At 31.2% G+C, this 25,131-nt stretch carries 17 protein-coding genes and 1 pseudogene; 17 read left to right on the top strand and 1 reads right to left on the bottom strand.

Features of this window, described 5'->3' with window-relative positions; all coding sequences use genetic code 11:
- Positions 1 to 337: 337 nt before the first annotated feature.
- The 16 genes from IUY40_RS18355 (at position 338) to IUY40_RS18280 (ending at position 18,704) form a co-directional block, all read left to right on the top strand.
- Positions 338 to 1,360 (top strand): DUF2931 family protein, encoded by a 1,023-nt coding sequence (locus IUY40_RS18355; protein ID WP_229335668.1) that lies wholly within the window; start codon positions 338 to 340, stop codon positions 1,358 to 1,360.
- A 92-nt stretch (positions 1,361 to 1,452) separates the two neighbouring features.
- A complete protein-coding gene (locus tag IUY40_RS18350) occupies positions 1,453 to 1,623 on the top strand; it encodes a hypothetical protein (protein ID WP_195738315.1) in 171 nt (56 codons plus the stop codon).
- Positions 1,624 to 1,862: 239 nt separating this feature from the next.
- On the top strand, positions 1,863 to 2,327 hold the full coding sequence (locus tag IUY40_RS18345; RefSeq protein WP_195738314.1) for a hypothetical protein: 465 nt from the start codon (positions 1,863 to 1,865) through the stop codon (positions 2,325 to 2,327).
- A complete protein-coding gene (locus tag IUY40_RS18340) occupies positions 2,302 to 2,511 on the top strand; it encodes a hypothetical protein (protein WP_195738313.1) in 210 nt (69 codons plus the stop codon). Before IUY40_RS18345 ends, IUY40_RS18340 begins: the two co-directional genes overlap by 26 nt.
- Before the next feature lie 60 nt (positions 2,512 to 2,571).
- Complete coding sequence (locus IUY40_RS19560) at positions 2,572 to 3,822, top strand: energy transducer TonB (protein WP_229335665.1); 1,251 nt, start codon at positions 2,572 to 2,574, stop codon at positions 3,820 to 3,822.
- Positions 3,823 to 4,121: 299 nt separating this feature from the next.
- A complete protein-coding gene (locus IUY40_RS18330; RefSeq protein ID WP_195738312.1) occupies positions 4,122 to 4,310 on the top strand; it encodes a hypothetical protein in 189 nt (62 codons plus the stop codon).
- Positions 4,298 to 4,537, top strand: coding sequence for a hypothetical protein (locus tag IUY40_RS18325; RefSeq protein WP_195738311.1), 240 nt, complete (start codon positions 4,298 to 4,300; stop codon positions 4,535 to 4,537). The genes IUY40_RS18330 and IUY40_RS18325 overlap by 13 nt, the downstream gene beginning before the upstream one ends.
- Before the next feature lie 1,330 nt (positions 4,538 to 5,867).
- Complete coding sequence (locus IUY40_RS18320) at positions 5,868 to 7,277, top strand: aspartate ammonia-lyase (protein WP_195738310.1); 1,410 nt, start codon at positions 5,868 to 5,870, stop codon at positions 7,275 to 7,277.
- Positions 7,278 to 7,688: 411 nt separating this feature from the next.
- A complete protein-coding gene (locus IUY40_RS18315; RefSeq protein ID WP_195738309.1) occupies positions 7,689 to 9,029 on the top strand; it encodes an anaerobic C4-dicarboxylate transporter family protein in 1,341 nt (446 codons plus the stop codon).
- Positions 9,030 to 9,036: 7 nt separating this feature from the next.
- Positions 9,037 to 10,221: a porin gene (locus tag IUY40_RS18310; protein WP_195738308.1), complete on the top strand. Its 1,185-nt coding sequence runs from the start codon at positions 9,037 to 9,039 to the stop codon at positions 10,219 to 10,221.
- A 125-nt stretch (positions 10,222 to 10,346) separates the two neighbouring features.
- Positions 10,347 to 10,832, top strand: coding sequence for a hemerythrin domain-containing protein (locus tag IUY40_RS18305; protein ID WP_195738307.1), 486 nt, complete (start codon positions 10,347 to 10,349; stop codon positions 10,830 to 10,832).
- A gap of 728 nt (positions 10,833 to 11,560) precedes the next feature.
- On the top strand, positions 11,561 to 12,085 hold the full coding sequence (locus IUY40_RS18300) for a hypothetical protein (RefSeq protein WP_195738306.1): 525 nt from the start codon (positions 11,561 to 11,563) through the stop codon (positions 12,083 to 12,085).
- 993 nt (positions 12,086 to 13,078) lie between these two features.
- Complete coding sequence (locus tag IUY40_RS18295) at positions 13,079 to 14,059, top strand: helix-turn-helix transcriptional regulator (RefSeq protein WP_195738305.1); 981 nt, start codon at positions 13,079 to 13,081, stop codon at positions 14,057 to 14,059.
- A gap of 4 nt (positions 14,060 to 14,063) precedes the next feature.
- A complete protein-coding gene (locus tag IUY40_RS18290; RefSeq protein ID WP_195738304.1) occupies positions 14,064 to 15,053 on the top strand; it encodes an AraC family transcriptional regulator in 990 nt (329 codons plus the stop codon).
- 1,659 nt (positions 15,054 to 16,712) lie between these two features.
- On the top strand, positions 16,713 to 17,693 hold the full coding sequence (locus tag IUY40_RS18285; RefSeq protein WP_195738303.1) for a helix-turn-helix transcriptional regulator: 981 nt from the start codon (positions 16,713 to 16,715) through the stop codon (positions 17,691 to 17,693).
- A 9-nt stretch (positions 17,694 to 17,702) separates the two neighbouring features.
- A complete protein-coding gene (locus IUY40_RS18280; RefSeq protein WP_195738302.1) occupies positions 17,703 to 18,704 on the top strand; it encodes an AraC family transcriptional regulator in 1,002 nt (333 codons plus the stop codon).
- Positions 18,705 to 19,264: 560 nt separating this feature from the next.
- On the opposite strand, the pseudogene IUY40_RS19555 reads toward IUY40_RS18280, so the two are convergent.
- Positions 19,265 to 19,864: pseudogene (locus tag IUY40_RS19555) on the bottom strand (IS982 family transposase); the annotation flags it as partial.
- Positions 19,865 to 20,095: 231 nt separating this feature from the next.
- Here IUY40_RS19555 and IUY40_RS18270 point away from each other — a divergent pair.
- Positions 20,096 to 25,131, top strand: a 5,036-nt coding sequence (locus tag IUY40_RS18270) for a Calx-beta domain-containing protein (protein WP_229335656.1), incomplete at its 3' end; no start/stop codon positions are given.

Below are 25,131 nucleotides of genomic sequence, written 5' to 3'. Positions count from 1 at the left end.
TTAGGCAAAACTATCGTTAAAACCCGAAAACAGCATCCAACTCATGAAAAAAACAATTCAGTTTATTGCACTAATCATTGTATGTAGTAGTACATTAACTTCTTGCCAATATTTTACCATGAAAGAATATAAATACGATGCTTATGAATTTGCGTAACAAGTATTTACACAATTCTGCTAGTATGGACGGTATTGGTATGGAACCAAATAAGAAGTACAATTTAATTGATATTGATTTGAATCGAAAAATAATACCTGGATAATTATGAACAAATCTGTTAAATTATTAATACTAATTGCGCTTTTACACTTAACACTGGTTTCATGCCAAAAGAATATGAAAAAAAAAGAATACAGCTGGACAGCAGCTGCCAGTACTCCTGAAAACTATCCTGCCGAAATTTTTTCAGGACACTTATTAATAAGCCTAAAACCGAATAGTTATTATGCCTACCTCCCCTTTAATGCTATTATAAATCCTAAACAAGGCTTGGGTAGCAATAATAATTTCACTATGGATGGAGCAACAGCAATTGCACCAAAAGTACTAGATATTACTTGGATGTCTTATGTCGAAAATAAGAGTTATTCAGGAATTTTTAACCTTGATGCCGATAAGATACAGGCATTGATGATAAATGGAGACAGAGAACCTTTTTATGATACTAAATTAAAAAAAATAATAGTTAACAAATATTATGATTATGAAATAAATGTAGGACTTATTCCTGGCGGCATTATTTTGGTTTGGGTAGGCGGATCCGAAAACACAACTCTGGTAGGTCGCTACCAAGCCCATGAAGACAAAAATGTTAACTGGATGTTGGCTCGTGAACAAATGACAAATAATAGCGAAATGGATGAAGATGTTGCTGATGTAGTCAGTAGATTACCCCAAGAAATAAAAGACCAAATTACACAAGGAAAGATACCTTTTGGTTATTGGGATACTTTGTTAAAACAATATAATTTAATACCTGCAGTAAAACCCGGATACAAAGTAGAAACCCTTTATTTTAATTATGTAAATGGGGAGTTTGAATCTATTTTTCTGAGTTTGGACAATAATGTTATGCCTATAAGGAAAAGAGCTGCACCAAGGAAAATGAATATCGTTTGGCATGATATAAACGACAGGCGAATGGAGAGTGATGTTTATTTTGATGAGAAAAAGATAAAAGCGCTATTTGAGCAAACCAAACCCAATGAACCTATCCAATTTGTTATTGAAATAGATAGAAATACCAAACCAAGAGAAACAACAGGGATTTCGATAAAACTAAAAACTAACGACAGAGAAATAGGTTTACAAGAAGCAATAGTATCGCAGGAAACTTTTACGAAATCAAAACCATATTAATTAGATTGTTTTTGCAATAAAGAAAATTTAACCCTACAAAGCGGTAAGACGGTGGAGGTTAATAGTGTAGAAAAATCTAAAATGTTTTAATTATGGCAATCTACAAAATTTGTAAAAACAGAAAAGTGACGGTTAATAATGACTATACTTTAATCGTAGGTGGTACATTAACAAAAATCGCAAATCAATCTAATATTGAAGCTACAACAGGGAGTTTAGTTTTAACTTGTATGAAAAAAATCATATCAAATGGGAACAAGTAATAGCTTTGGATCTTATAATTAGAACCGTTAAAAGTTAAATACATATACAAACAAGATTATGGAGACACACTTGGAAGAAATTTGACATTATTAATTTTGAGTTTTATATTATTATTTGTATCAGGAATTATTTGCAGAATGTTGCAAATAGTAAACACACAATTTATGTATGGAGGACTATATTATTTTATTTTAGCTTATTTAGATTTGAAAATATATAAAAAACAACAGCATATCAAATGAAAATTACTGAAGTAGATACTAAAAAAGAGAGCAATAATAAATACGAACCAACCTTAACCCTTAACGATGATAAAAACATGATAAAAATTAAACAAAAAGACTATAATCTATATACCAGTAGTAAAAATTGTCAATTTGAAATATTGGTAGACAATGTTCCTCCTTTTGTTGGGTTTTTTGGAAAGATGACTGAAGATGGTATTGGTTTTAATGGTGCCGTTCCTATTAATTCTTGTCTACTAAAGAGCGAAATGCACAATATCGTTGTTAAAGTATATCCTAGATATAAAAAAACTATGTTGGAATATGGCTCATATTTTTCCTTAGATGCTTATTATAGAAAAGTACACACAATTGATGATAATTTGCCAAATAGATTTTATTTAAGTGATGCAGATTTGACTTTTTTTAATCAAAAAAAATGGTATTTAAAAAGTGACGAACCACAAAAAAATAGCTGATTTTTATAATATTCCTGATTATATCAGTCTATCATGGAGCAATGGTAAAAAAGAATTTTCATCTCAATTTAGTTTTAAAGAGGAGGAGACTTTGAGTGCTTTTAGAAAATTAAAAGGTCAGCAAAAAATAAATCCATTAATGCTAGAATTGAAGATAAATGATGCTAATCTTCTGCAAGGGTAACACAAGCAAACTAATTAAAAAATTATACAAGTTAAAAATTAAACAATTTAAAAAACTAAAATGAAAAAAACTATAATCATTCTATTATCAATAATAGGTCAAGTAGTTAGTGCTCAGGAATATAAAAAGATAAATTCTTCAAAACTTATTTATAAAAAAAATGGATTGTTTGCAAAAAATTCCATTTCTATTACGAACAAAGATGGGTCAAAACTACCCATGGGTTTTTACGAAACGACAATAGAAAAAGCTCCGACCCAATTTTACATCAGCTCAAAAGGGAACGTTGATGGGCTTATCTTGAACTATTATTCCAATATGCTATTTTACAAAACCATCATGAAGGAAGGAGAATGGCAAAGTGATGTTTATTTAGATTCCGTAGGGAAAAAAACACATGGTTTTTACAAAAAAAGTAAAAATATTGAAACTTACAATAATACGCTGAAAATATGGGAACCAAAATCTCTGCTGGTTTTTTCTCATTGCTATTTTAATGAAAATGGTAAAATATATAAAGAAACTTGTTCAGGTTCTGGAAGTTCTGGAAATGCAATCAAAAAATATTTTTATTATGAAGATGGTGCATTGAAGACAGATGAAACCTGTTTCTATTACCGAAAAGAATATGATAGTTTGGGAGTATTGACAGAACAAATCGACTATAATTGGAAAACAAAAGAAATCCAAACTTTAGGTTATGAAAATGGGAAACTTGCAATAAAAAAGATAGAATTTGATGAAGATCAAATTTGGAATCCAGACGGAACAATTACCACGAGCAAAAAAACTCACAAGTCAAAACATATCAGCAAAAGTTATATAATAGAAACAAAATATTATCCAAGCGGAAAAATTTATCGATATAATAAAAATGGGGAATCTAAAGAATATACAGAAGATGGAAAAGAAGTGATATATACTCAAACGATAAAAGGGGATCCCGAAATGGATAATGAAACAGAGGCTTCTGTTGACGAAGATTTAGAAAATAAAATATACCAATCAGGAGCAATAGAAATAAAACCCTCGTACCCAAATGGTATTGATGCTTTGTATAAATTTTTTCATGATAATTTTATAACGCCAGAGGAGGAAGGACTGCAAGGAACAGTTTATCTTTCTTTCATCGTCGAAAAAGACGGCTCACTATCAGATATTAAGATTCTCAGAGATATTGGATACAGTACAGGACAAGAGTCTGTTCGGGTTTTGCGTAAATCTGGAAAATGGATTCCCGGTGAACAGAATGGCAAAAAGGTAAAGTGTCTCTATACCCTGCCTATTAAGTTACCATTGCAATCAAAATAATGGCAATGTTAATATACATTTCTAATTTCAATACTCTTTTTAATTACTCGTCAAAATATCATTCTTATGAATTTTGTAATGATAATGATAAATGTAGAGAATGTAAAGCAGGAGCTGTAGTATGCAGTGGTAACTCACATGCTGTAGACTGCTAATTATTAACTTAACAAGAGGTATTGTGTTCTTTTATTAAAACACAATACTTCTTTTATTAACATAAAATAAAGCCAATATACTTTCTATCATTATTTATGTCTTGTAAAATAAGTACAGATTACGGAAAACCAATAATTACTGTTTTGAAAAATTTAAAAGACTGGAAAGCTTATCAAAAAGAATATGTAAGGTGGGAAACCCACTATCAAGCTTTAGATGTAACTCAAAAACCTATTTCTAAAAAAGAATTTTTAGAATATTTAAAAACAGGCGATTACATTTTTTTGAGGTTAAATTCAAAAAAGGCACTTTTTATCAATTGTATAAAATAGACGAAAATTTAAAAAGTTCGAAAGATGGGTATGTTTCTATAGCCAAATATATTCGCAACGAAGCTTATACTGAATCAGATTTCTTAGAACAAGAAGGTTTGCCATTTTACTTTATTAATTATAAAGACTTAAACGATGTAATTCCTGTTTCAAAAACTTATATTTCAGATACCTTAAAAGTAGGCACTTTCCCAACAAGTATGGTAATTTATAAAGAAAAAAAATAGTAAAAGCAACCAATTCAGACTTATAAGGAATAGAAATGGCTTAAGTAAAAAAGAAACTTTTGTAGCTAAAAAAAATAAAAAAGAATCATTACCTTATTCTTTGAATAATAAAAAAGTAACTGCAATTCCTTATGTCTTCAACTACAAATCCCACCTTGTTATATTAAAAAAAAGAGAATATAACGATTGACGAATCCGAATTTGAATCTCACATCCCGATTATCCTTCTTTATTATCCGTAGTCGATGCGCTGAATTTTTTCTCAGAAGAAAACGGTGCTTTTCAGCTCGAGTTAGACCAAATAGAACAATTACCCAATCGATTTATCACTTTGTTAAAAGACGAAAATGAAATTCCAGCGCTTTTTTTTTGTACAAATAATGACAAAGAAAAATCTACGACAAAGGAAAATTTAAAATCGCTTTGGCTGGGTAGGAAGTAATTTTCTTTTTTTGAGTGATGCTACAGCAAAATGAATGTATAGTTGCTCCTTACATTTTACATTGGAATAAAAAGTTCTGATCTAGCTTTCCATTTAACTGAATATATTAAATAGGATTTTCTTAAATTATGGATAGGTAATAATGCAGTTGACTCTACTTCTGAGGTGTTAACTTATTAATGCAAGTAGTCCTAAGTTTTTTTTAATCCGAATTTGATAAAGAAGAAAACAAATGATTAGGTTGAAGCTAATATCACAATAGAAATCAATTGGTAGTGTCTCACTTACACAATTAGTGAGACACTACCTTTCCTAGGGTAATTATGCAAATCTTACGATTCTTTAGAGTAGCATAATTTTATATAATTACTATTTCAATATATGTTTTAATAAAACAGATCAGATAGAACCCGTATCTTAAATCACACCTATAATCTAGAATTTTTTCACTAAAGTGCTATAGTGAATTTTAGGTTTTTTGAATGCGTGTCTGATATCTACAAAATAAATTATATTATAAATCTTACGCTTATTCAGTTTTATTTTTGCAAACAGCTACTTCTTACAATTGCTATCAGCAGTTGTTGCAGCCCTCTCTGCTTAAGGTATAAATGGTATAAACCTAATGAGAGTAACTACAATTGCAAAAACAAATAGGTCACCGGTATGTTCAAATAAAATTTGCAATTATTTTTTTTAAAATAAACTGAACCGTTATGATAATTATCATCCTTTTACCATCATAGCAAGCGCACATTTACATCAGAATAATGATTACTCCTCAGTGAATATGCTTGCAAGCTTTGCAGAATTTAGTAATAATCCTTTCGATAAAGTATTTAGAAATACTTATAACAATTTATTAGATAATTAGAAAATAATTTCATTATGAAAACTACAAGAAAAGAACATGATTTTTTAGGTGAATTAGAAATCCCGAATCATTTATATTACGGTATTCAGACTTTTAGAGCCGTAGAAAATTTTAATATTACAGGTATCTCAATTTCAAAAGAGCCCTTATTTATAAAAGCTTTAGGATATGTAAAAAAAGCTGCTGCATTAGCAAATAAAGATTGTGGTGTTTTAGACGCAAAAATTACCGAAGCTATTTGTTATGGAAGCGATCAGCTTATTGCGGGTAAATTTGATCAGGAATTTGTGAGTGATTTGATTCAAGGTGGTGCAGGAACTTCAGTAAACATGAATGCAAATGAAGTAATTGCAAATATTGGTTTGGAATATTTAGGTCATAAAAAAGGAGAGTATGATTTCCTGCATCCGAACAATCACGTAAACTGTTCTCAGTCTACGAACGATGCTTATCCATCAGCATTTAGAATTGCACTTTATCTAAAGATGAAACACTTTATTGCTATTTTAAGCGGTTTAGAAATTGCTTTTTCTGAAAAAGGAGTGGAGTTTAAAAATGTATTAAAAATGGGGCGTACACAATTGCAAGATGCAGTTCCGATGACTTTAGGTCAAGAGTTTCATGCCTATGCAACTACAATTGGAGAAGATATTAAGAGATTAAAAGAAGCGCAAAGTTTATTGTTAGAAATTAATATGGGAGCTACTGCCATTGGGACTAAAGTAAATGCTCCAGAAGGTTATCCAGAAATTTGCGTGGATTATTTAGTGAAAGAAGTAGGTATTCCTCTAACATTGTCTCCAGATTTAATCGAAGCAACAGTTGATACGGGTGCATATGTTCAAATTATGGGGACTCTAAAAAGAACTGCAGTTAAAATCACCAAAATCTGTAACGATTTACGTTTGTTAAGTTCAGGCCCAAGAACAGGATTTAATGAAATTAATTTACCAGCACGTCAACCCGGATCTTCAATTATGCCAGGAAAAGTAAATCCTGTAATTCCAGAAGTAGTAAATCAGACTTGTTTTTATGTTATTGGTCAAGATTTAACAGTGACATTGGCAGCATCAGCAGGTCAGTTACAATTAAATGTTATGGAACCTGTTATTGCTTTTGCGATGTTTACGTCATTAGACTATTTGGGTAATGCAATCGAAACATTAGTTGATAAATGTATTGTTGGAATTACGGCAAATACGGATCATTGTTTTAATATGGTAATGAACAGTATTGGAATTGTTACACAATTGAATCCAATTCTTGGATATGAAGTATGCGCAGGTATTGCTGGAGAAGCACTTAAAACAAACAAAAGTATCCATCAGATTGTAGTAGTAGAACGTAAGGAAATCACTCAAGAGAAATGGGATGAAATTTATTCATTAGAAAATTTAATAAACCCAAAATTTATAAATTCATAAATAGCTATGAATGTTCAGATTCCTGCCATGTTATCGTTAACGTTTTAAGCAAACGAAAATGTTAAATAAATAGTTTGTAATGGCACGATAATCTGTTATATTAATGCTTCTGTAAGTAATTCACTTGGAACAAATCCAGAAAAGATATTGTTGTATAATACTCTAATACAGCTGATTCAAGTGGTTTACTTTACTTAATGAAGATAACACTACATTTTTTTTATTGTTGGGGATAATCTTAATCCTCAAATGATAGCGTTTTATTGCTGTTTCCTTTTTGAAAATAGATGATAGAACAAAGATTCAAAAAACATTTTTAGAATAGTATTCAATTATAATTGGAAGGAGTCCTGCTTTTAGGTACCTCCTAGTATAATTGTGACTAAATCAAATCAATTTAAAACAATTATTATGTTCTGGATAGAATTTTCAATCCTTTTAATCGCGATTCTTATCGGATCACGAATGAAAGGTATAGGTCTCGGTGTAATGGGGATTTTCGGATTAGTGATTTTCGTATTAGGATTTCATATGAAACCAACGGAGCCACCTATGGACGTTATGTTAATTATTATTGCTATTGTAACCACAGCAGCAACCCTTCAAGCGTCAGGAGGTTTAGATTACTTGGTAAGTTTAGCCGAAAAAGTAATTCGAAATAATCCTTCAAATGTTACTTTTATTGCCCCTTTTGCAACTTATTTTTTGTGTTTATTTGCCGGGACTTCTCACATAGTGTATTCTATATTACCTATCATTTCTGAAGTTGCTACAAAAAAAAGAATACGTCCTGAGCGCCCTCTTAGTATATCGGTAATTGCTTCACACTTAGCTTTAACTGGAAGCCCTATTAGTGCGTGTACAGCAGCTTTGGTAGTATTATTAGGTTACCCGGGAGCTCTTTTTGATGTTATGATGATTGCTATTCCCGCAGGTCTTGTTGGGACATTAGTTGCTTGTTTTGTTATTAGAAAAAAAGGACTAGAATTAAATCAGGATCCCATTTTTATAGAGAAAATGAAAGATTTAGAGTTTGCTAAAAGTATTGATTCTAATACAGAAGGCAATGGAACAAAAGTAAGAATTGGAGCTAAAACTGCAGTTATTATTTTTAGTGTTGCAATTTTACTAATTGTAATTGCTGGAGCCTTTCCAGATTTGCTGCCCAATTTTGGACCTGGAACAAAAAATTTAGTTCTAAAAGAAGATGGTACAGTTTCAATGGTAACAGTTATTTGTTTAATCACTTTGTCTGCTTCAGCCGCGATGATGTTAATTACAAAAACTAGCGCAGTTGCTGTTACTCAAGTTAGTTTGTTTGGTTCTATGGCTTCGGCAGTTATATCTGTTTTTGGAGTAGTCTGGATGGCTTCTACTTTTATGGAAAATAATTCGGTTATCATCAAAGAATCTTTAGGTAGTGTTGTTACTGCTTATCCTTGGACATTTGCTATAGCTTTATTTCTTTTAGGAATTATCATGTTTAGTCAAGCGGCGGCTGTTAAAACTATGATACCATTGGGTATTGCTTTAGGACTTTCTCCTTTAGTTTTGATAGCTTCCTTTCCTACCGTAAATAGCTTCTTCGTATTGCCAGGTTATCCAACATTATTAGCAGCTATCAGTTTTGATAGAACGGGAAGTACAAAAATTGGTAAATATGTAATCAATCACAGTTTTAATCTACCTGGTATAGTTGCTACTGTTGTTGCTGTTGCAGTTGGTTTTTTAATAGGTTCAATTATTTTATAAAATGATTATGAAAACTATAAGTAATATAAAAAGAGGATTGTTTTGTTTCATTGTATTATTGATCCCAATTAGTATTCTTGCGCAAGAACAAAGCGAGAACCTTGAGTTATATCAGTCGATTATCCCTACGTCTAAACAATCTTTATTGAAAGATATTGATGTTATTTTTAATACTCGCTTTGGGTTTAATTCTGAATTTAAAAATGGAGATTATTCAAAATCAGTATTTTCAGTTAGTCAATTCAGACTTGAAATAAAAGGAAAGATTCATGAAAAAGTGGGTTTTAGATTTCGTGACAGATACACCAGAACACCTAAAATAGGTAGTCAGGATAACATAAATAGAACTACTGATATTGCCGCCTTGTTTATTGATTTTGCACCTAGAACCAAATTTTCTATGGGAAAACTGTTGGCAGATTTGGGTGGGTATGAATTTGATATGAATGCAATTTATATTTTGGAGTATAATGATATTTTAGATAACTCTGATCACAATTTAACAGGTATGGGTATATCCCATAAGTTAAAGGATGGCAAGAATACATTAAAGTTTCAGATATTAGATTCAAGAACAAACATTTTAAAAGAACAATACGATAATAATATACCAGATGGAACAGTAGAATCGAAAACGGCTTTGGCATTTGTAAGTAATTGGCAAGGAAGCTTTTTTGGCGGTAAATTTGAAACGTCTTATAGCTATGGTTTCTTTAATGAGGCCAAAAATACAAGCATGAATTATATTGCTCTTGGGAATAAGTTTAAAAGCAATAAATTATTGTTGTATTATGATTTTAAGTATAGTGCAGAAGATTTAGATCGTAGAGGTATTGTTCAAAAATTGGTTAAGGGTGCTGATGCATCAAAAGATGTGGTATACGTCGAAAACTGGTTAAGAGCAGAGTATAGAGTTAAACCAAAAGTAAATTTAGTCTTAACCCTTATGAATCATAATTCTTATTGGAATGGTAATCCTGATGTTAACGCAAGCAACAAATTGTTTACAAGCTATGGTCTGATTCCGACTGTTGAATACTATCCTTTCAAAGATTTGAAACTGAAATTTTATTTGGGCTATATAGCCCGAAGATATGATTACTCTTCTTACGCTGAAAAAACGTACGGTTTGAAAGACGCTAATACAGGAAGATTAAGCTTCGGAATTATTGCCCCAATACTGGTTTTATAACCAAATTTTGATTTCTCTATGTAACCACTCAATTTGGGTGGTTTTTATTTATCCTGCATCAAACAGATTTATAATATCTATACTTTTCTGATTTTTTAGCATCTCATATCCTAATACTAAATAAAATGAATTCAAATACTACCATCATTAATACAGAGAATGAAATAGATGTAGAAAAAACACTTAGTTTTTTGCATCGTGATCACATACAATCATTAGAGCTATGTTCGATAATTCGTAAAGGTATTAAACGAAATATTGATCCAAATAGAATTAAAAATTATGCAGATTGGCATTATACCAATCAATTAGTACCACATTTTCAAATAGAAAAAGAGCATATTTTCCCCAATTTAGGAAAGGAAAATGTATTTGTACACAAAGTATTAATACAGCATCGCAGATTAGCAAAGCATTTTATTAAAAAAAATGAAGTTGAAAAATCATTAAGCAGAATTGAAGATGATCTTGAAACATTAATACGCTTCGAAGAGAAAAATATATTTAAAGCAATAAGAAACAATTTTCCATCGTATCAAATTTTATTAAAAGAAGAAGTGCTTTTTCATGAATTTAATAATAAAGAATGGGATGACATCTTTTGGCAATGAAAAACTCGCGAATTATCGTTTTATAAAATGGAGGCTGTTTAATGTTTTGAAGAAACTCTCTGCAACTGTATTGTCCCAATAATTTCCCTTTTCCGACATACTTCTAGCAATTGATTTATGACCGACTAATTCACAAATAAATTAGCTACAGGCATATTAAATTTCACTGTCAGAGTAGAAAATGAGGGTTGAATTGTTCACAATTGTTAACTAAGTCTATCCTCAAAGTGCCTACACTGGTGTTGCCTGTAGTTATCGAAAAGGACAATGCCCACAATTATTTTTCTGTAAAAAAGACCAATTATCGTTGTTAGGTAAAGCTGCCTCTTTGTCGTCCTAAGATAAATAATATCCGATATTCATGCCTAACTTTCTCATTTGAGAGTAAATTCTATGTTCAGCCCGTTTTTCACTAACAGATAGCGGTGTGAAGAATTGGTGGTCATCTTGAATTTTATTTTTAATTGTTCAGCAAGGATATCTACTTTAAGGTATGGAATCCAATTAAAAACAGGTGTAACTTAATATACTGATTTTACAATTTTATGTGGCTGTTGTAAAAATCAAATCCTTATAAATTTGCTTAATATAAATGTATAGTAATATTTTAGGATCTTAAATATATAATACATGTTAATTGTGATGTCATAATTGATTTACATATGAGGGCATATTGACTATAATTATAAAAGCTTCGGATTCTAAATACCCTTTTTATCTTAAAATAAATGAAAAAAATATATGCTGTAATTAGAAAAAATAGCACTAAATTATTATTAATTAATCTATTGTTGCTTCTAGGGTTGATTCTTTATTTCACCTATGATGGTCATAAGTCAGACAAAAAAATTATAACCGTTAATAGCAGTATCTTGTTTGATAATTTCACGATGAGTAAAGATTTAAAAAGAGCAGGAGAAAATGAGTTAAACAATCATATAGCTCAACTCGACTTAGTATATTCTGAATTACAATGTGAATCAATTTCTGAAAAGAGAAAACAAATTTTAGAAGAGCAACTCATTTCGGAAAAAGAAGAATTAGCAAAATTTTATAAAAGTCTTGAAGAGATGGAATCTTCAAAAATCTGGTTAAGGATACAGCAATACATTGAAGAATTTTCTAAAGAAAATAACTATCACCTAATAATAGGTTTTAAAAATGCCTCTTATGTTTTAGATGCTGATAAAAAAAAGGATAAAACCCAAGATTTGGTCAAATATATAAACAAAAGATATGAAGGGCTTAGGTAAGTTGTTTTGTTTTTAATATAAACTATTTGCAAGTATATTTTTATATAACGTTGATTAAGGTTTTAATTATTGAAGCAGAATTTAATAATTTACTTTGCTAATTGTATCTTTTTGATGGATTAATGAAGTTTTAAATATACAAAATTTGAATTGAATGAATTTACTTTCTGTAGTTGGTTTTGCAACCTAGTCTTTCATTATCGAGCTGGTTTTTCCATTTCCGGATATTTTTCCACTCGTATCCAGTTCCCAGGTACCCTACCATGCTGAAGTAAGCTTTGCTTAAATGTATATACTCAAGCTTGAATTTTAACATGTACGACATCTTTTTTTTATTTTAATACCAAAAACATTGTGTTTTTTTTCCTTTTTTAGCCATAAATTTCAGTGGCAACTTCATTTTTTTTTTTTAGTATTAAATTTAATAAGAGTTTTTTAATAAGAGTAATTTTTGTGTGTAAAGAATACTTCGTGGTCAAATTTAACTTTAATACTTATCAGGAATTTGCTAGACAGAGAATCTTCAAATGTAGGTTTTAGTAGCAAGTGACTTTTATGTTGTAGTGTTTATAATATTGTTACTCAGCAATGCAATTTTCCTTACGAGATTACAGTTGATTTTGATCATTATCGAAAACTTTTTTATTAATTAACATATGTTGTTGTAAGGCAAGTTGTGTAAAAATATACATAATTTTTTATTAATTGATTTCTAAGATTTTTTTTTTTTGAATATGAAATTAGATATCATAATGTTATAATTATTTTACAAATAATGAATGACTTAGGTTAAAATATTTTAAGTTTTAATTTAAACAGCAGGTACAAAACTAGCCTTTTAGTTAAAAACAAGAACTTGTTATTTCTCTAAATCATTTTTTTTCTCATACTAATTGTTTATTTATTTATTGTAATTTTAATATTAGAAGATTAATTATATGGGTTTTTTAGTAATTTTTTCAGGTTAAATGTAAATTTTAAATATTTTTTAATATGAGGAAAATAACGCATAGTTATGGTCCAGGTCTAAATTGGATTGAAGTAGTAGCTCAAGCCATGGGAGGTAACATTGATGGTAATTTCGTCCGAGGTAACAATGAGCTGTATAATGGGATGCATTTTATCTTACCTCTAGAAAATAATATATCGGCCATGTTAGTGGATGTTACTTATAAAGAAAAGACTCTAATAGAATATCGTAACACTGTTGATAATTTTGTGGGTGTACACTTTTATATTATGAATAATAATTTAAATTTTGTTCTTGAAAATGAATCTATTTTATTAGGAAAACAAGATTTTAATCTAATGGTTGTAGATAGTATACTAGACATGGATTATATTGTTGAAAAAGGTACGAGTGTTTATGTTGTCTGTATATTTATTGATAAAATTTCATTAAAAGAATATATGGATGAAAACCCAAAGTTTAAGTCTATATCTAAAGAAATTTTTGATTCTGAAAAGAATACTATTGTTAGTATGGATAGGATGAATATTGATAGTTTGATTTTAATTAACGATTTTAGAAAAATGCCTATTGATAGTCCTTTATTTGAAATTTATTTTAGAGGGCTTGTGTATAAATTAATGGGAAACTATCTAGAGCAATTGTTTACTAAAAAGGTTGTTATAAGCAAAGTAATGGGAGATGATGTTAAAGGAGTTATAGCGTCTAAGGCTTTATTATTAGAATCTATTGATGAAGTTTTTCCAGGGGTAGATTTTTTGGCTGAGCAAGTAGGTATGTCTCCATCGAAATACAAAAAGCTATTTACTAAAATTTCAGGATTAAGTCCAGGAGTTTTTTTTTATAGTAACAAATTACAGCGTGCCAAAGAATTATTAGAAAGTGGAAAATATACTGTTGGTGAAGTTGCAGACAAATTAAATTACGCGAATGTTTCTTATCTGGCAAAACGTTTTAATAGTAAGTATGGAATTTTCCCTAAAGTATATCAAAGTTTATTGTAAATATATGTGTGAATTAATACCGGAGTTTAAACATATCTATTCTTTAACACCTGAATGGCGCCAAAAATTTGTTGATGAGTTAGGCGGTATAATTGTAGGGAAAAGCATGCTCTTATCTGAAGAAGTTGCCAGTGGTTCTAGTTATTTTGTAGAAATTCATCCAGATGTATCTGTACTTGTTATTGATTCGGTTTTAAATAAAACAATTCGTTTAACAAGAATTCCTACAGAAGATGATTTTTGGATTGTATATTTTGATTTGAGCGATAGTTTCAGTAAGCATATCATAGAGAATGTAAGTCATAAAATAGGATATAAATCCAAATTAGGTTTTGCCATTGTCGATAACAAAATTAAAAGTACTTATTTATCTACTGTTGGAGAACGATATTATTCGTTGCGACTCTTTATTAGAAAGTCTTATATGAAAACATTTTTTACCGAATCTGAATTTGAAAAAGATTTCAAAGATGTTTTTGATGACAAAAAAAAGAAAATGTTTTTTTATGGACATATAGATAGTAGAAGTAAAGTGGTATTATATGATTTAAAGCAACAAGATATTAGCAGCTCCAATTATGAATTATTAGTAAAGGGAGCTGCTAATTCATTGTTAGGATATTTGATAGAAAGACTAAATTCTAAAATGCCAAGTAGCAGAAACCATTTAGAGAAAGATATTGATGCAGTCATGTTAAGTCAGCAGCATTTATTATCAGATCTTTCAATCCCATTTCCAGGTATAGATTTTTTGGCAAATATGGCCAACATGTCCTCGGCAAAATACATAAAAATATACAATTATATCTTTGGTATGAGTCCTGTAATATTTTTTAAAAATGAAAAATTGAGATTAGCCAAAGAGCTTTTAGAAAGTGGGGATTTTAAATTGATAAGTGATGTTGCCTTTGAGTTAGGATATAATAAAACGGCTTATTTTTCTTCTATTTATAGAGACTATTTTGGGGTTTTACCAAAAGCTTTACTCAAGTAATTTACCAAGATATTATAAGTAAAAATTCCAATCCTGATTATGTTGATTAATCGGGTTTTTTTTGAAAAAATAGATACCTATATACTTGAGTGTGCCAACTAAAAATTTGATACATTTATATAGATTTTTAGAGGTGTAAAGTTATTTACTTGATGTCATTGGCTGATTTTACTAATGCTATTCTAAAATGAGATTCAAAACTACTTACTTAAAATAACTTTGAGTATCTAAATTCGACATTGTTTTTTAGTCAATACTTGAAACCATTGAAATTTGAATAAGAAAACATCTTTATACCTCTATAGATTTTTAAAACGAATATACTGGATTAAGTTTCGCTATAAATCTCCTAAAACAGCGTTTGCCTCGCGTTTTTAACAAAAATCCAGCTCATTTTGAGCTGGATTTTTTGTTTTATTTAATTTATTTAACTCATTTCATTTTTCAGATTTTAAAACCTTTTTTATGAGAAATCATATCCTTTTTGTTGTTCATCAAATGTTAACTTGTCTAAAAAACTTATTCACCAATTCTAACTCACCTAAGTTAACTCTGTCAGAAGTTATTGGCATCATGATCTAATTTATTAAGTTATTTAATACAAAGGTTAAGCACAAATATGCCTAATACTGGAGATTGTACTTAGAGTAAGATATAGATGCCGTTATGGTTAGTCAGCAGTATTTATTGTCTATTCTCTTAATGTGATTTCCTAGAATAAAATTCTTGGCAAACATTACCAATATGTCGTCTACAAAATCTAGAGGCTTGTCCAAAACGATATTCAGAATGACTCCAGTTTTGTTTTTTTAAAATGAAAAAAAAATATTGTAAAGTGGTGATTTAAAAAGTGTTCTTAATGTTTTCTATGAGCTAGGATATGATAAAACCAATTATTTTTCGGCTATTTATAGAAATTATTTTGGAGTTTTACTCAATAAGGTACTTAAATAATTAAATACTATTAACCGAATTTAGGAATTGATACTATTTCCCGATTACATACAGTAATCGGGTTTTTTTTTACCAAGTAAGGATTATGTACCAGTACCTTATTTAGTACATGTAACTTTTCGTATTGATTTTATGATTTTCTGTGGTAGTTCATAAAGGGATGTCCAATATATTTTTGCAAAGTACTTTTAATGATATAATTTTCTAAAAAGTATTCATGAAGTATTGATTTTGTTAGAAGTTTCAAGTGAGATAAAACTAATTTGTAAAAATAATAATAAGCGTAACAAGTACCAATTCATAGATTACGAGCAGTACACGGTTAATGGGAATTTAGTAAGCAAAGACGCACTCAAGAATTGACCTTACAAAGATAATTTAACAGCCGAGGAACATGAATCTTTTTGCATTTATGATAAGCTGGTTATAAAAAGTCAATATTAAAGAAAAAGGGGAGTTACATACTTGAATGTACAATTCTAAAATTTACATTTTAAGTATATAGAAGATTAATAACTTCCGAATAAGTTATCAACTTAAAATTCTATCTGTTAATACAACAGATAGGTTATCTGAAAAGCATTTTTCACTTCCTGATTTTTTTTTTTTTTTTTTTTGTTTATTATTTGAAAATAAGCTAGTTATGTGTTTTGTCAAAAGTGTTTATTAAGTATTATTCATGAATTATAAAGCCAAATTTTAAGAATGAAAACAGTTATGTATAACTATAATACTTCACTCAATTGGGTAGATGTATTAGCAAAAGGCATGAGAGGGTCTATAGAAGGAAATTTCATTAAAGGAGATAATGAAATGTATAAAGGCACTCATTTTATTTTACCAATAGAAGAAGGTATCACTGCTATATTAATCGACGCAACTTATAAAGAAGAAGTATTATTGAAATATCGCAACAAAAATGCCAATTTTATCGGGCTATACTTTTACCAAACTAATTTGGATGTTGATTTTGTTTTGGATGCCGAATCTACCTTGCTAGGAAAGTTAAATTATAATTTGTCAGTTGTAGATAGTGCAATAAACATGGATTATATTATTCAAAGCGGAACTAGAACATTTGTTGTTTGCATTTTATTCAATAAAGATACTTTAAGAAACTATTTTTCCAAAATAACCAAAGTGGCATCTATTGCCGAAATTATACTTAATACTGAAAAAAATACAATTATGCGTTTGGATCGAATGAGTCTTGAGAGCTTGATTTTGATTAATGACTTCAGAAAAATATCATATAGCAATCCTTTATATGAAGTATATTTTAAAGGTTTTATATATGGATTAATTGGTGATTATTTAAAGCAGTTAAGTACCAAGAAAATTGTAATAGATAAAGCTATTAGCGAAGATATAAAGAAGATTATAGCCTCTAAGGCAATGTTACAAAGTTGCGTCGAAGAGCCTTTTCCTGGGGTACATTTTCTAGCAGAACATGTCGATATGTCTCCTTCAAAATATAAAAAACTGTTTGCTGAAATCTCAGGGCTAACCCCAGGAACTTATTTCTATAATAATAAATTAAAGTGCGCTAAAGATTTATTAGAAACTGGAAGGTTTACAGTAAATGAAGTGGCTCAAAAATTAAACTATTCCAATGTTTCCTATTTGGCTAAACGGTTTAATGAAATGTATGGAGTTCTGCCAAAAGAATATCAAAATTTATTTTAAAGAGAATATATGGATATAACTATACCTGAATTTAAATATACTGCATCATTAAAACCAGTGTGGCAAGAAGATTTTGTAGATAGATTGGGATGTACAATAATTGATAATAAACGAATGAACTTTCCAAAGAAAATAGCTCATGGCTCTACTTTTTTTATAGAAATTTCTTCAGATGTATCGGTCCTTATTGTTGATATAGTATTAAACGAGCCAATACGTTTTACACGAATACCCTCGGAGGAAGATTTCTGGATTGTTTATTATGATATGAGCGATAACTTTAGTAAGCATTTTGTAGATAATATTAAACATAAAATCGGACATAAATCAAAACTTGGATTTGCTATTATAGACAGCCAACTTAAAAGTACATATGTTTCTACAGTTGGAGAAAGAGCTTTTTCTTTGCGTTTATATATTCGTAAATCGTTTATCAAAAAATATTTTCAAGGTGTAATTTTAGAAAAAGATTTCAAAAATATCTTCAATGATAACAAAAAAAAAATGTTTTATTATGGGCATATAGATAGTAGGAGTAAAGTCGAATTATTCAACTTAAAACAACAAATGGTGGGTAATCAGAATTATGAATTTCTACTAAAAAGCATTTCTTATAAACTCTTTGGTTATTTTATCGAAAGATTAAATTCTAATATGGCAAAAGGAGGATCGTTTTTAGAAAAAGATTTAAATGGCATTATGAAAACTCAAGAATATTTGCTATCTAATCAACTAAATCCTTTTCCTGGAGTTAAATTATTAGCTGGAATTGCTCATATGTCAATTTCAAAATATAGTACCTTATATACCAATGTATTTGGTATGAGTCCAGCAACTTTTTTTAAAAACGAAAAATTTATTCTGGCAAAAGAACTACTAGAAAGTGGCAATTTTAAATTAATTAGTGATGTAGCATATGAGTTAGGCTACAGTAAAACATCCTATTTTTCATCAGTGTACAAAAAATGTCATGGTGACTTACCAAGTACAGTATTTAAAGCTAAAATTTAAGCTCGTTTAGAGGTTAGGTTCTGAGAGGCTGAGGTACTTAGATACTGTTGCTTATACTGGTACTAAAACTGAGACTAAACTTATTCGCACCTATTTTAAGTCTTTGTACCCTTAAACCTTTTCATGATATTCATATGATAGATCAAAAATTTAATAGGTCTCTAATTTTATGGTATTAAATAGGTGAAATTGATATATTCTGATTGCTTTAATTTTTGTAAATCTTTGTAAAGACTATTAAATACTGGTAAAGTACCGTTATTGCTGAATTCTTATTTTTAGAATAATTTTTTCAAAAAACAGTGTTTACTACCTGGTTAACTTCGAAATAAATTTTAGTGGGAAGTTAATAATCAAAGATGATTACGTTCACTCAGATGGTATTTGTGCATTACATCTTCAGATCTTTTTAAATGGTCAAAAGAAAAACTTCTGTTGCGTTCGTTGTTAGAACCCAAAGATTTCGACAAGGTTAAATATTCTGAGAAGACAAAACAAGTTTGTAACCCGAGCTCGATTTTTATAAAATAGCTAATTGGTTAGTTTTAATTATTTTATATTTCAAAGTATATTTTTTGCGGTAGCTTTGGTATTTCCAATCTGATATTTATTGTTTTAAATAAATATAATTGAATGCTTTGAGACAAGTAGCCTCTATCGTCAAGTAATAGACAATCAGACATATGTTGTTTTATGTTTTTCAAAAAAAGAACATCACGAACTTCTGCTTTTATAGTATCTAATGCATGTAAAATTCGATTTATGAAACAAACTTCATGCAGTTTATATCCGTATAACCATTTATTTTAAGAAGCATAAAAACCTTTTGGAGGAGTTGTTTCGAACTTATTTTTGCAGATTTTAATTCTCCTATGCGTGCGAATTTGTAAATCTCCAATGGCATATTATTCACAATTAAATAATCTTCAAATTCTAAAAATCGAGAGGCTAATTTTGTTCTTCCTTCTTCTGAAAATAAAAATAATTTTTGTCTTCTTTAAATTTAATTGACTTCGTTCAATTAAATTAAGAATTTGTTGCTTGTTAATCTTTTTAAATAAAGAGTTCTTGCTGTTAACAGCCATATATTCAGCCGTTAGGCTTAGTCTTACCAATATTACATTACTATTCTGTTGTGTATTTCTTTGTTTTTTAAACATCTATTTCCTTAATAAAACGAGGTTATTAAAAAACTTATCGTGGTGATTTTTTGCTGTATTGTGTATTATAGAGGGTTTTTAAATGCTTTTACTTTGCAAACTTAAAATCTAAATGGATTGTTTTGCTAATACTTCAAAAAAACACACTTATAGTAGTATTATATCTTTTGTAAGAAAGTTATGCTAAATAAGGCAAAAGCACTTCTGTTTATTAAATTTAAAATAATAATTATGAAACAAAAACTAATAACTCACCTGTTTTTATTGCTCTTTAGTATCGTAGGATTTACTCAAACGGGTCCAGGAGGGGTAACGGATGGGCTGCGTATTTGGTTAAGACCCGAAACAGGAAAGACGTTATCGGGTTATAATGTAGTCAAGTGGGCAGATCAATCCGGATTAGGAATCCCAAATGATTTTGATCAAAAAAATGCTTCGGTACAGCCGACTATTGCTCTGGCAGAAGCGAAGTATAATTTTCACCCTGCTGTTAATTTTAATGGTAGCAAGTTTATGCGTAGTAAAGTAGCAACAGAAGCTCCTTTTGATGCAAACATTACAGATGCCACTTTTTTTGTGGTGCACAATAGAACAACTTTCGCCGGGTTCGGGGTAAAGCAACCTGTATTTGGTTTTGGTGATGCTCCCACAGGAATTGATCCAGGGAGTAATGCAGTCTATCCAGTTATAGGAGGGCAAGTAGACGATAGGAGAAATGATTCAATTCAAAAACCTTATTTAAGGTCAGCACCATATGATTTTTTGGGTTATGACGATTTAAAGCAAGGTATGGGAGAATCTTTCGTACAAGGCGTTTTATGGTCTAAGAATGGATATGCTAGAAAAGTGGGATTTGGTAATAGTAGCATGTGGAATGTTGGTTCGAAGGGAAGCATTTCGAGCCGTGAATTTGGTGCTAATGGTGCGGTATTAGGTTCGCAAAAGGATGCTCCATATGATGGTTATATACAGGAAGTTATTGCTTATCAAAAAGAACTATCTACTAGCGAAATATTACGCATAGATTCTTATTTATTTGTTAAATACGGGATTAGGTGTGCTAATATTGCAAAAGAATCAGTAATTACAGATCACTATTTGGATTCAGGTTCTAATAAAATATGGACTTGGGATGCTAGTGCTCCTGGTTCGAGTAGGTTTGATGCTAACCTAGCTGCTATTGGCAGGGATGATTTGAGTGCTTTAAATCAGAAACAGAGTCAGTCTGTAAAAGATGGCTTTCAGATAACAATAGGATTAAATACAATAGCACCAACTAATGCGGTCAATCCTGGTTCTTTTAAGCAAGATAGGAGTTTTATGTTTTGGGGAGATAACAATAAAGCGGCTGCTTTTAATACCCCAATAGCTGGTGTTGCTTCAAACAGGCGTTATGAAAGAGTGTGGAGAATTCAGGAAACAGGTACTGTTGGTACGGTAAAATTTGCTATTCCTATTGCAACAGAAGAAGAAGCTTATGGTGGCGTTTTTTTGGTGCGCTCGACCGATGAGACTTTTGATAAATCAGATGAATATATTCCCTTAAAGAAGTTTACTTCGGGTACGACGACTTATTTGGCCTGCGATGTGGACTTTAACAACGGAGATTATTTTACATTAGCGACTAATACCGATCCAGAGGCGATTGCTTTGAGTTTTACTCCTACTACTGCTACAGTGGCAGAGGGAGAAAAACATATTTTTACAGTAGGATTTCCTTCAGGAGTTACTTTGGATACCGATACGGTTGCTAATTTTTCTATAACAGGAACTGCCATAAATGGTACGGATTATGAAACTATTGCAGATTCTGTAACGATTCCGGCAGGTAAAAATTCAGTAGATATTAATATACAAACGATAAAGGAACTTGTTATAGAAGAAAACGAGACTATTATATTAACTGGAACATCAGTTACATCTGCAAGTGATGCAATATGGACTTCTGGTTCAGCCAATATTGCTACAGTTACCATTGCGGATGATATGAATAATAGGGAGTTGTATTTTTCTTCGGTTGCACAAGATGTTCAGGAAGGAGATCGTATTAGTATAGAAGTAAGTTTGCCATGGGGTGTTACAGCGGCGAATGATATTAAATTCACCTATGCAATTGAAGGTTCGGCAATTAGCAGCAATGACTATGTACCATTGACTGGGACAGGAACGGTAATAGCAGGTAAAAATTCAGCGGATATTGTTGTTTCTGTAAATAGGGATAGAGTTATAGAGCTGGATGAGACTGTAATCTTAAAAGGAGAAGCAATAACAGCAGGTTCATTAACAGGATTTAGCTGGATTAGCAATTTAGGCGGAGATACATGTACACTTACCATTAAGGATGTAAGTGATCCGGCAGATAAAGTATTGAACTTTGGAGTAAAAAAAGGGGGGATTATTGAGGGAGACACTGCTTATACTAAAATAACTTTACCAGATGGAGTTGTTATGGGGTATCCACTGACTGTAAAGTATGCGGTATCGGAAGATAGTACAGCCGATGATAACGACTATAAACCTTTATCAGGTGAGGTAACGATTGGTGAGAATTTTAATTCCGCAAAGTTAGAAGTTGTTGCGTTAACAGATAATTTGATAGAGCCAGACGAAACGGTAATTCTAACAGGAGTTCCATTAGAAGGATTTAGCTGGGGAAGCAACAATCCATTTATATTAACCATTAGGGATCCTGATCCAGCAGATAAAGTATTGAGCTTTTCTTCAGATAGAGAAAATCTTGCAGAAGGGGAAGAAACTATTATAAAGGTAAGTTTACCACAAGGAATTGCTGCGGTAAATGATATTACATTCAGTTATAGCGTTGGTGGTACGGCAATTAGTGGCGATGACTATGTACCATTGACTGGGACAGGAACGATAATAGCAGGTCAAAATTCAGCGGATATTGTTGTTACTGCATTAAGGAATGGTGTTATAGGGGATAGTGGTGCGACTATAATTTTAACAGGAGGTGTTATAACAGCAGGTTCATTAATATTTACTTGGAATGATAAAGCAAAAAGGTGTGTAGTTTCTATTTTTGATACAACTTATGAGGATGATGCAAACATAGTATTGAGTATCTCTCCAGATAGAGTAAATGTAGCAGAAGGGGAAAGTACTACTTTGACGGTAAGTTTACCGAAAGGTATTACTTTGTCAAGTTCGATAGATATAGGAGATGTGGGTCTAGATATATACTATGAGATAGCTGGTTCTAGTACAGCCACAGCAGGCGATTATTTCCCTTTATGGGGTAGCGCAAAGCTTATTCCAGGTTCAGGTACGGCATTAATAGAAGTGGAAGCTATTCGAGATAATTGGATAGAACTAGACGAAACGCTTGTTATAACAGGTAGTAGTGGAGGACAATTTACCTGGAGTGCTACAGCCAATACAGCTACGGTAACTATAACAGATTCCAATGATAAGTTATTGCGTTTTAGTCCAACAACAGAAAATGTAGCAGAGGGCAGCTCGACAACGCTAGAAGTACGCTTGCCAGAAGGGGTTGTTGCGGTAAATGATATTACATTCAGTTATAGCGTTGGTGGTACGGCAACTAGTGTTGACGACTATAGCGCATTGACTGGAACAGGAACGATACCAGCAGGTGTTAATTCAGCGGAGATTGTTATTGATGCATTAATGGATTCTGTTATAGAGGATAAAGAGACTGTAATTTTAACAGGAGGTGTTATAACAGCAGGTTCATTAACTGGATTTACCTGGGATGATGCTGCCAAGGAGGTCACAGTAACTATTACTGATGTAACTGATCCATTAAAGAAAGTATTAAACTTTTCTCCAACTACAGCAGAAGTTGCAGAAGGATCAAGTACTAGTATAAAAGTGAGTTTGCCAGAAGGCGTTACTCTGGGGGATAATCTGATTGTAAACTATACAGTATCAGGTACAGCCACAAGTGATACAGACTATATTGCTTTAACAGGTTCGGTAACGATTCCTGCAGGTGATAGTTATGCAATGATAGCAGTAGCTGCGCTACCAGATAATTTGATAGAACCAGACGAAACGGTAATTATAACAGGAGGAATTACCCCAGGATTTACATGGGGAAGTAAGAATGTACATACAGTAACGATTAAGGATGCAACTGGAACTGATCCAGCAAAGAATGTACTGAGTATTTCTTCACCTACAGAAAGTGTTGCAGAAGGGGAAAGTACTACCATAAAGATAAGTTTACCAGAAGGAATTACTGTGACGAGTTCAATGGATATAAACTATAAGATAGCTGTTTCTAGTACAGCCACAGCAGGTGCCGATTATAAAACGTTATCAGGTGTGGCAACGATTCCTGAAGGTTCAGGTACGGCACTAATAGAAGTGGAAACACTACTAGATAAACTGATAGAAGCAGACGAAACGATTATTATAACGGGAGTTGCTACAGCAGGATTTACTTGGAGTACTACAGCCAATAGTGCTACAGTAACTATAACAGATTCCAATCCGTTATCGGATAAGGTATTGCGTTTTAGTCCAACAACAGAAAAGATAGCAGAGGACAGCTCTACAAGGTTAGTAGTAAGTTTGCCAAAAGACATTACAGCCACAAATGATATTATATTCAGCTTTACACTTGGTGGTGATGCAACTTTAGTTGACGACTATGTATTAATGCACGAACTTACGGCGGGTGTCGTTATACCGCCTTATACAGGAAGGATAGCAGCAGGTCAAAATTCAACATATATTATTATAGATGCAAAGACCGATACTGTTATAGAGGATAATGAGACTGTAATTATTACAGGAGGTATTATAACAGCAGGTTCATTAACTGGATTTAGCTGGGATGATGCAGCCAAGGAGGCTACAGTAACCATTACTGATGTAACTCCCTCAGTAAATAAAGTATTGAACTTTTCTCGAACTACAGCAAATGTTGCAGAAGGGGATAGTACTAGTATAAATGTGAGTTTCCCAGAAGGATATACTATGGGGTATCCTCTGACTGTAAACTATATCATATCTGATTCTAGTACAGCCACAAATGCTTTGGACTATGAAGAATTAACAGGTTCGGTAACCATTGCTAAGGGTTCCCGTTCGGCAGAAATAACGATAGTTGCTAAAAATGATGATTTTATCGAACCAAACGAAACGGTAATTATAACAGGTAGCACTCCACCAACAGGATTTACCTGGGGAAGTGACAATGAAACTACAGTTACCATCGAAGATGCAACTGGAAATGATCCTGCAAAGAATGTACTGAGTATTTCTCCACTTACAGCAAG

Source organism: Flavobacterium sp. ALJ2 (assembly GCF_015594725.1).
GTDB lineage: Bacteria > Bacteroidota > Bacteroidia > Flavobacteriales > Flavobacteriaceae > Flavobacterium.
This window is presented reverse-complemented; position numbering and strand designations above follow the sequence as displayed.

Coding starts and splice junctions, on each gene's coding strand:
- IUY40_RS18355 (WP_229335668.1), top strand. CDS start 338: ATGAAAAAAAAAGAATACAGCTGGACAGCAGCTGCCAGTACTCCTGAA.
- IUY40_RS18350 (WP_195738315.1), top strand. CDS start 1,453: ATGGCAATCTACAAAATTTGTAAAAACAGAAAAGTGACGGTTAATAAT.
- IUY40_RS18345 (WP_195738314.1), top strand. CDS start 1,863: ATGAAAATTACTGAAGTAGATACTAAAAAAGAGAGCAATAATAAATAC.
- IUY40_RS19560 (WP_229335665.1), top strand. CDS start 2,572: ATGAAAAAAACTATAATCATTCTATTATCAATAATAGGTCAAGTAGTT.
- IUY40_RS18320 (WP_195738310.1), top strand. CDS start 5,868: ATGAAAACTACAAGAAAAGAACATGATTTTTTAGGTGAATTAGAAATC.
- IUY40_RS18315 (WP_195738309.1), top strand. CDS start 7,689: ATGTTCTGGATAGAATTTTCAATCCTTTTAATCGCGATTCTTATCGGA.
- IUY40_RS18310 (WP_195738308.1), top strand. CDS start 9,037: ATGAAAACTATAAGTAATATAAAAAGAGGATTGTTTTGTTTCATTGTA.
- IUY40_RS18305 (WP_195738307.1), top strand. CDS start 10,347: ATGAATTCAAATACTACCATCATTAATACAGAGAATGAAATAGATGTA.
- IUY40_RS18300 (WP_195738306.1), top strand. CDS start 11,561: ATGAAAAAAATATATGCTGTAATTAGAAAAAATAGCACTAAATTATTA.
- IUY40_RS18295 (WP_195738305.1), top strand. CDS start 13,079: ATGAGGAAAATAACGCATAGTTATGGTCCAGGTCTAAATTGGATTGAA.
- IUY40_RS18290 (WP_195738304.1), top strand. CDS start 14,064: ATGTGTGAATTAATACCGGAGTTTAAACATATCTATTCTTTAACACCT.
- IUY40_RS18285 (WP_195738303.1), top strand. CDS start 16,713: ATGAAAACAGTTATGTATAACTATAATACTTCACTCAATTGGGTAGAT.
- IUY40_RS18280 (WP_195738302.1), top strand. CDS start 17,703: ATGGATATAACTATACCTGAATTTAAATATACTGCATCATTAAAACCA.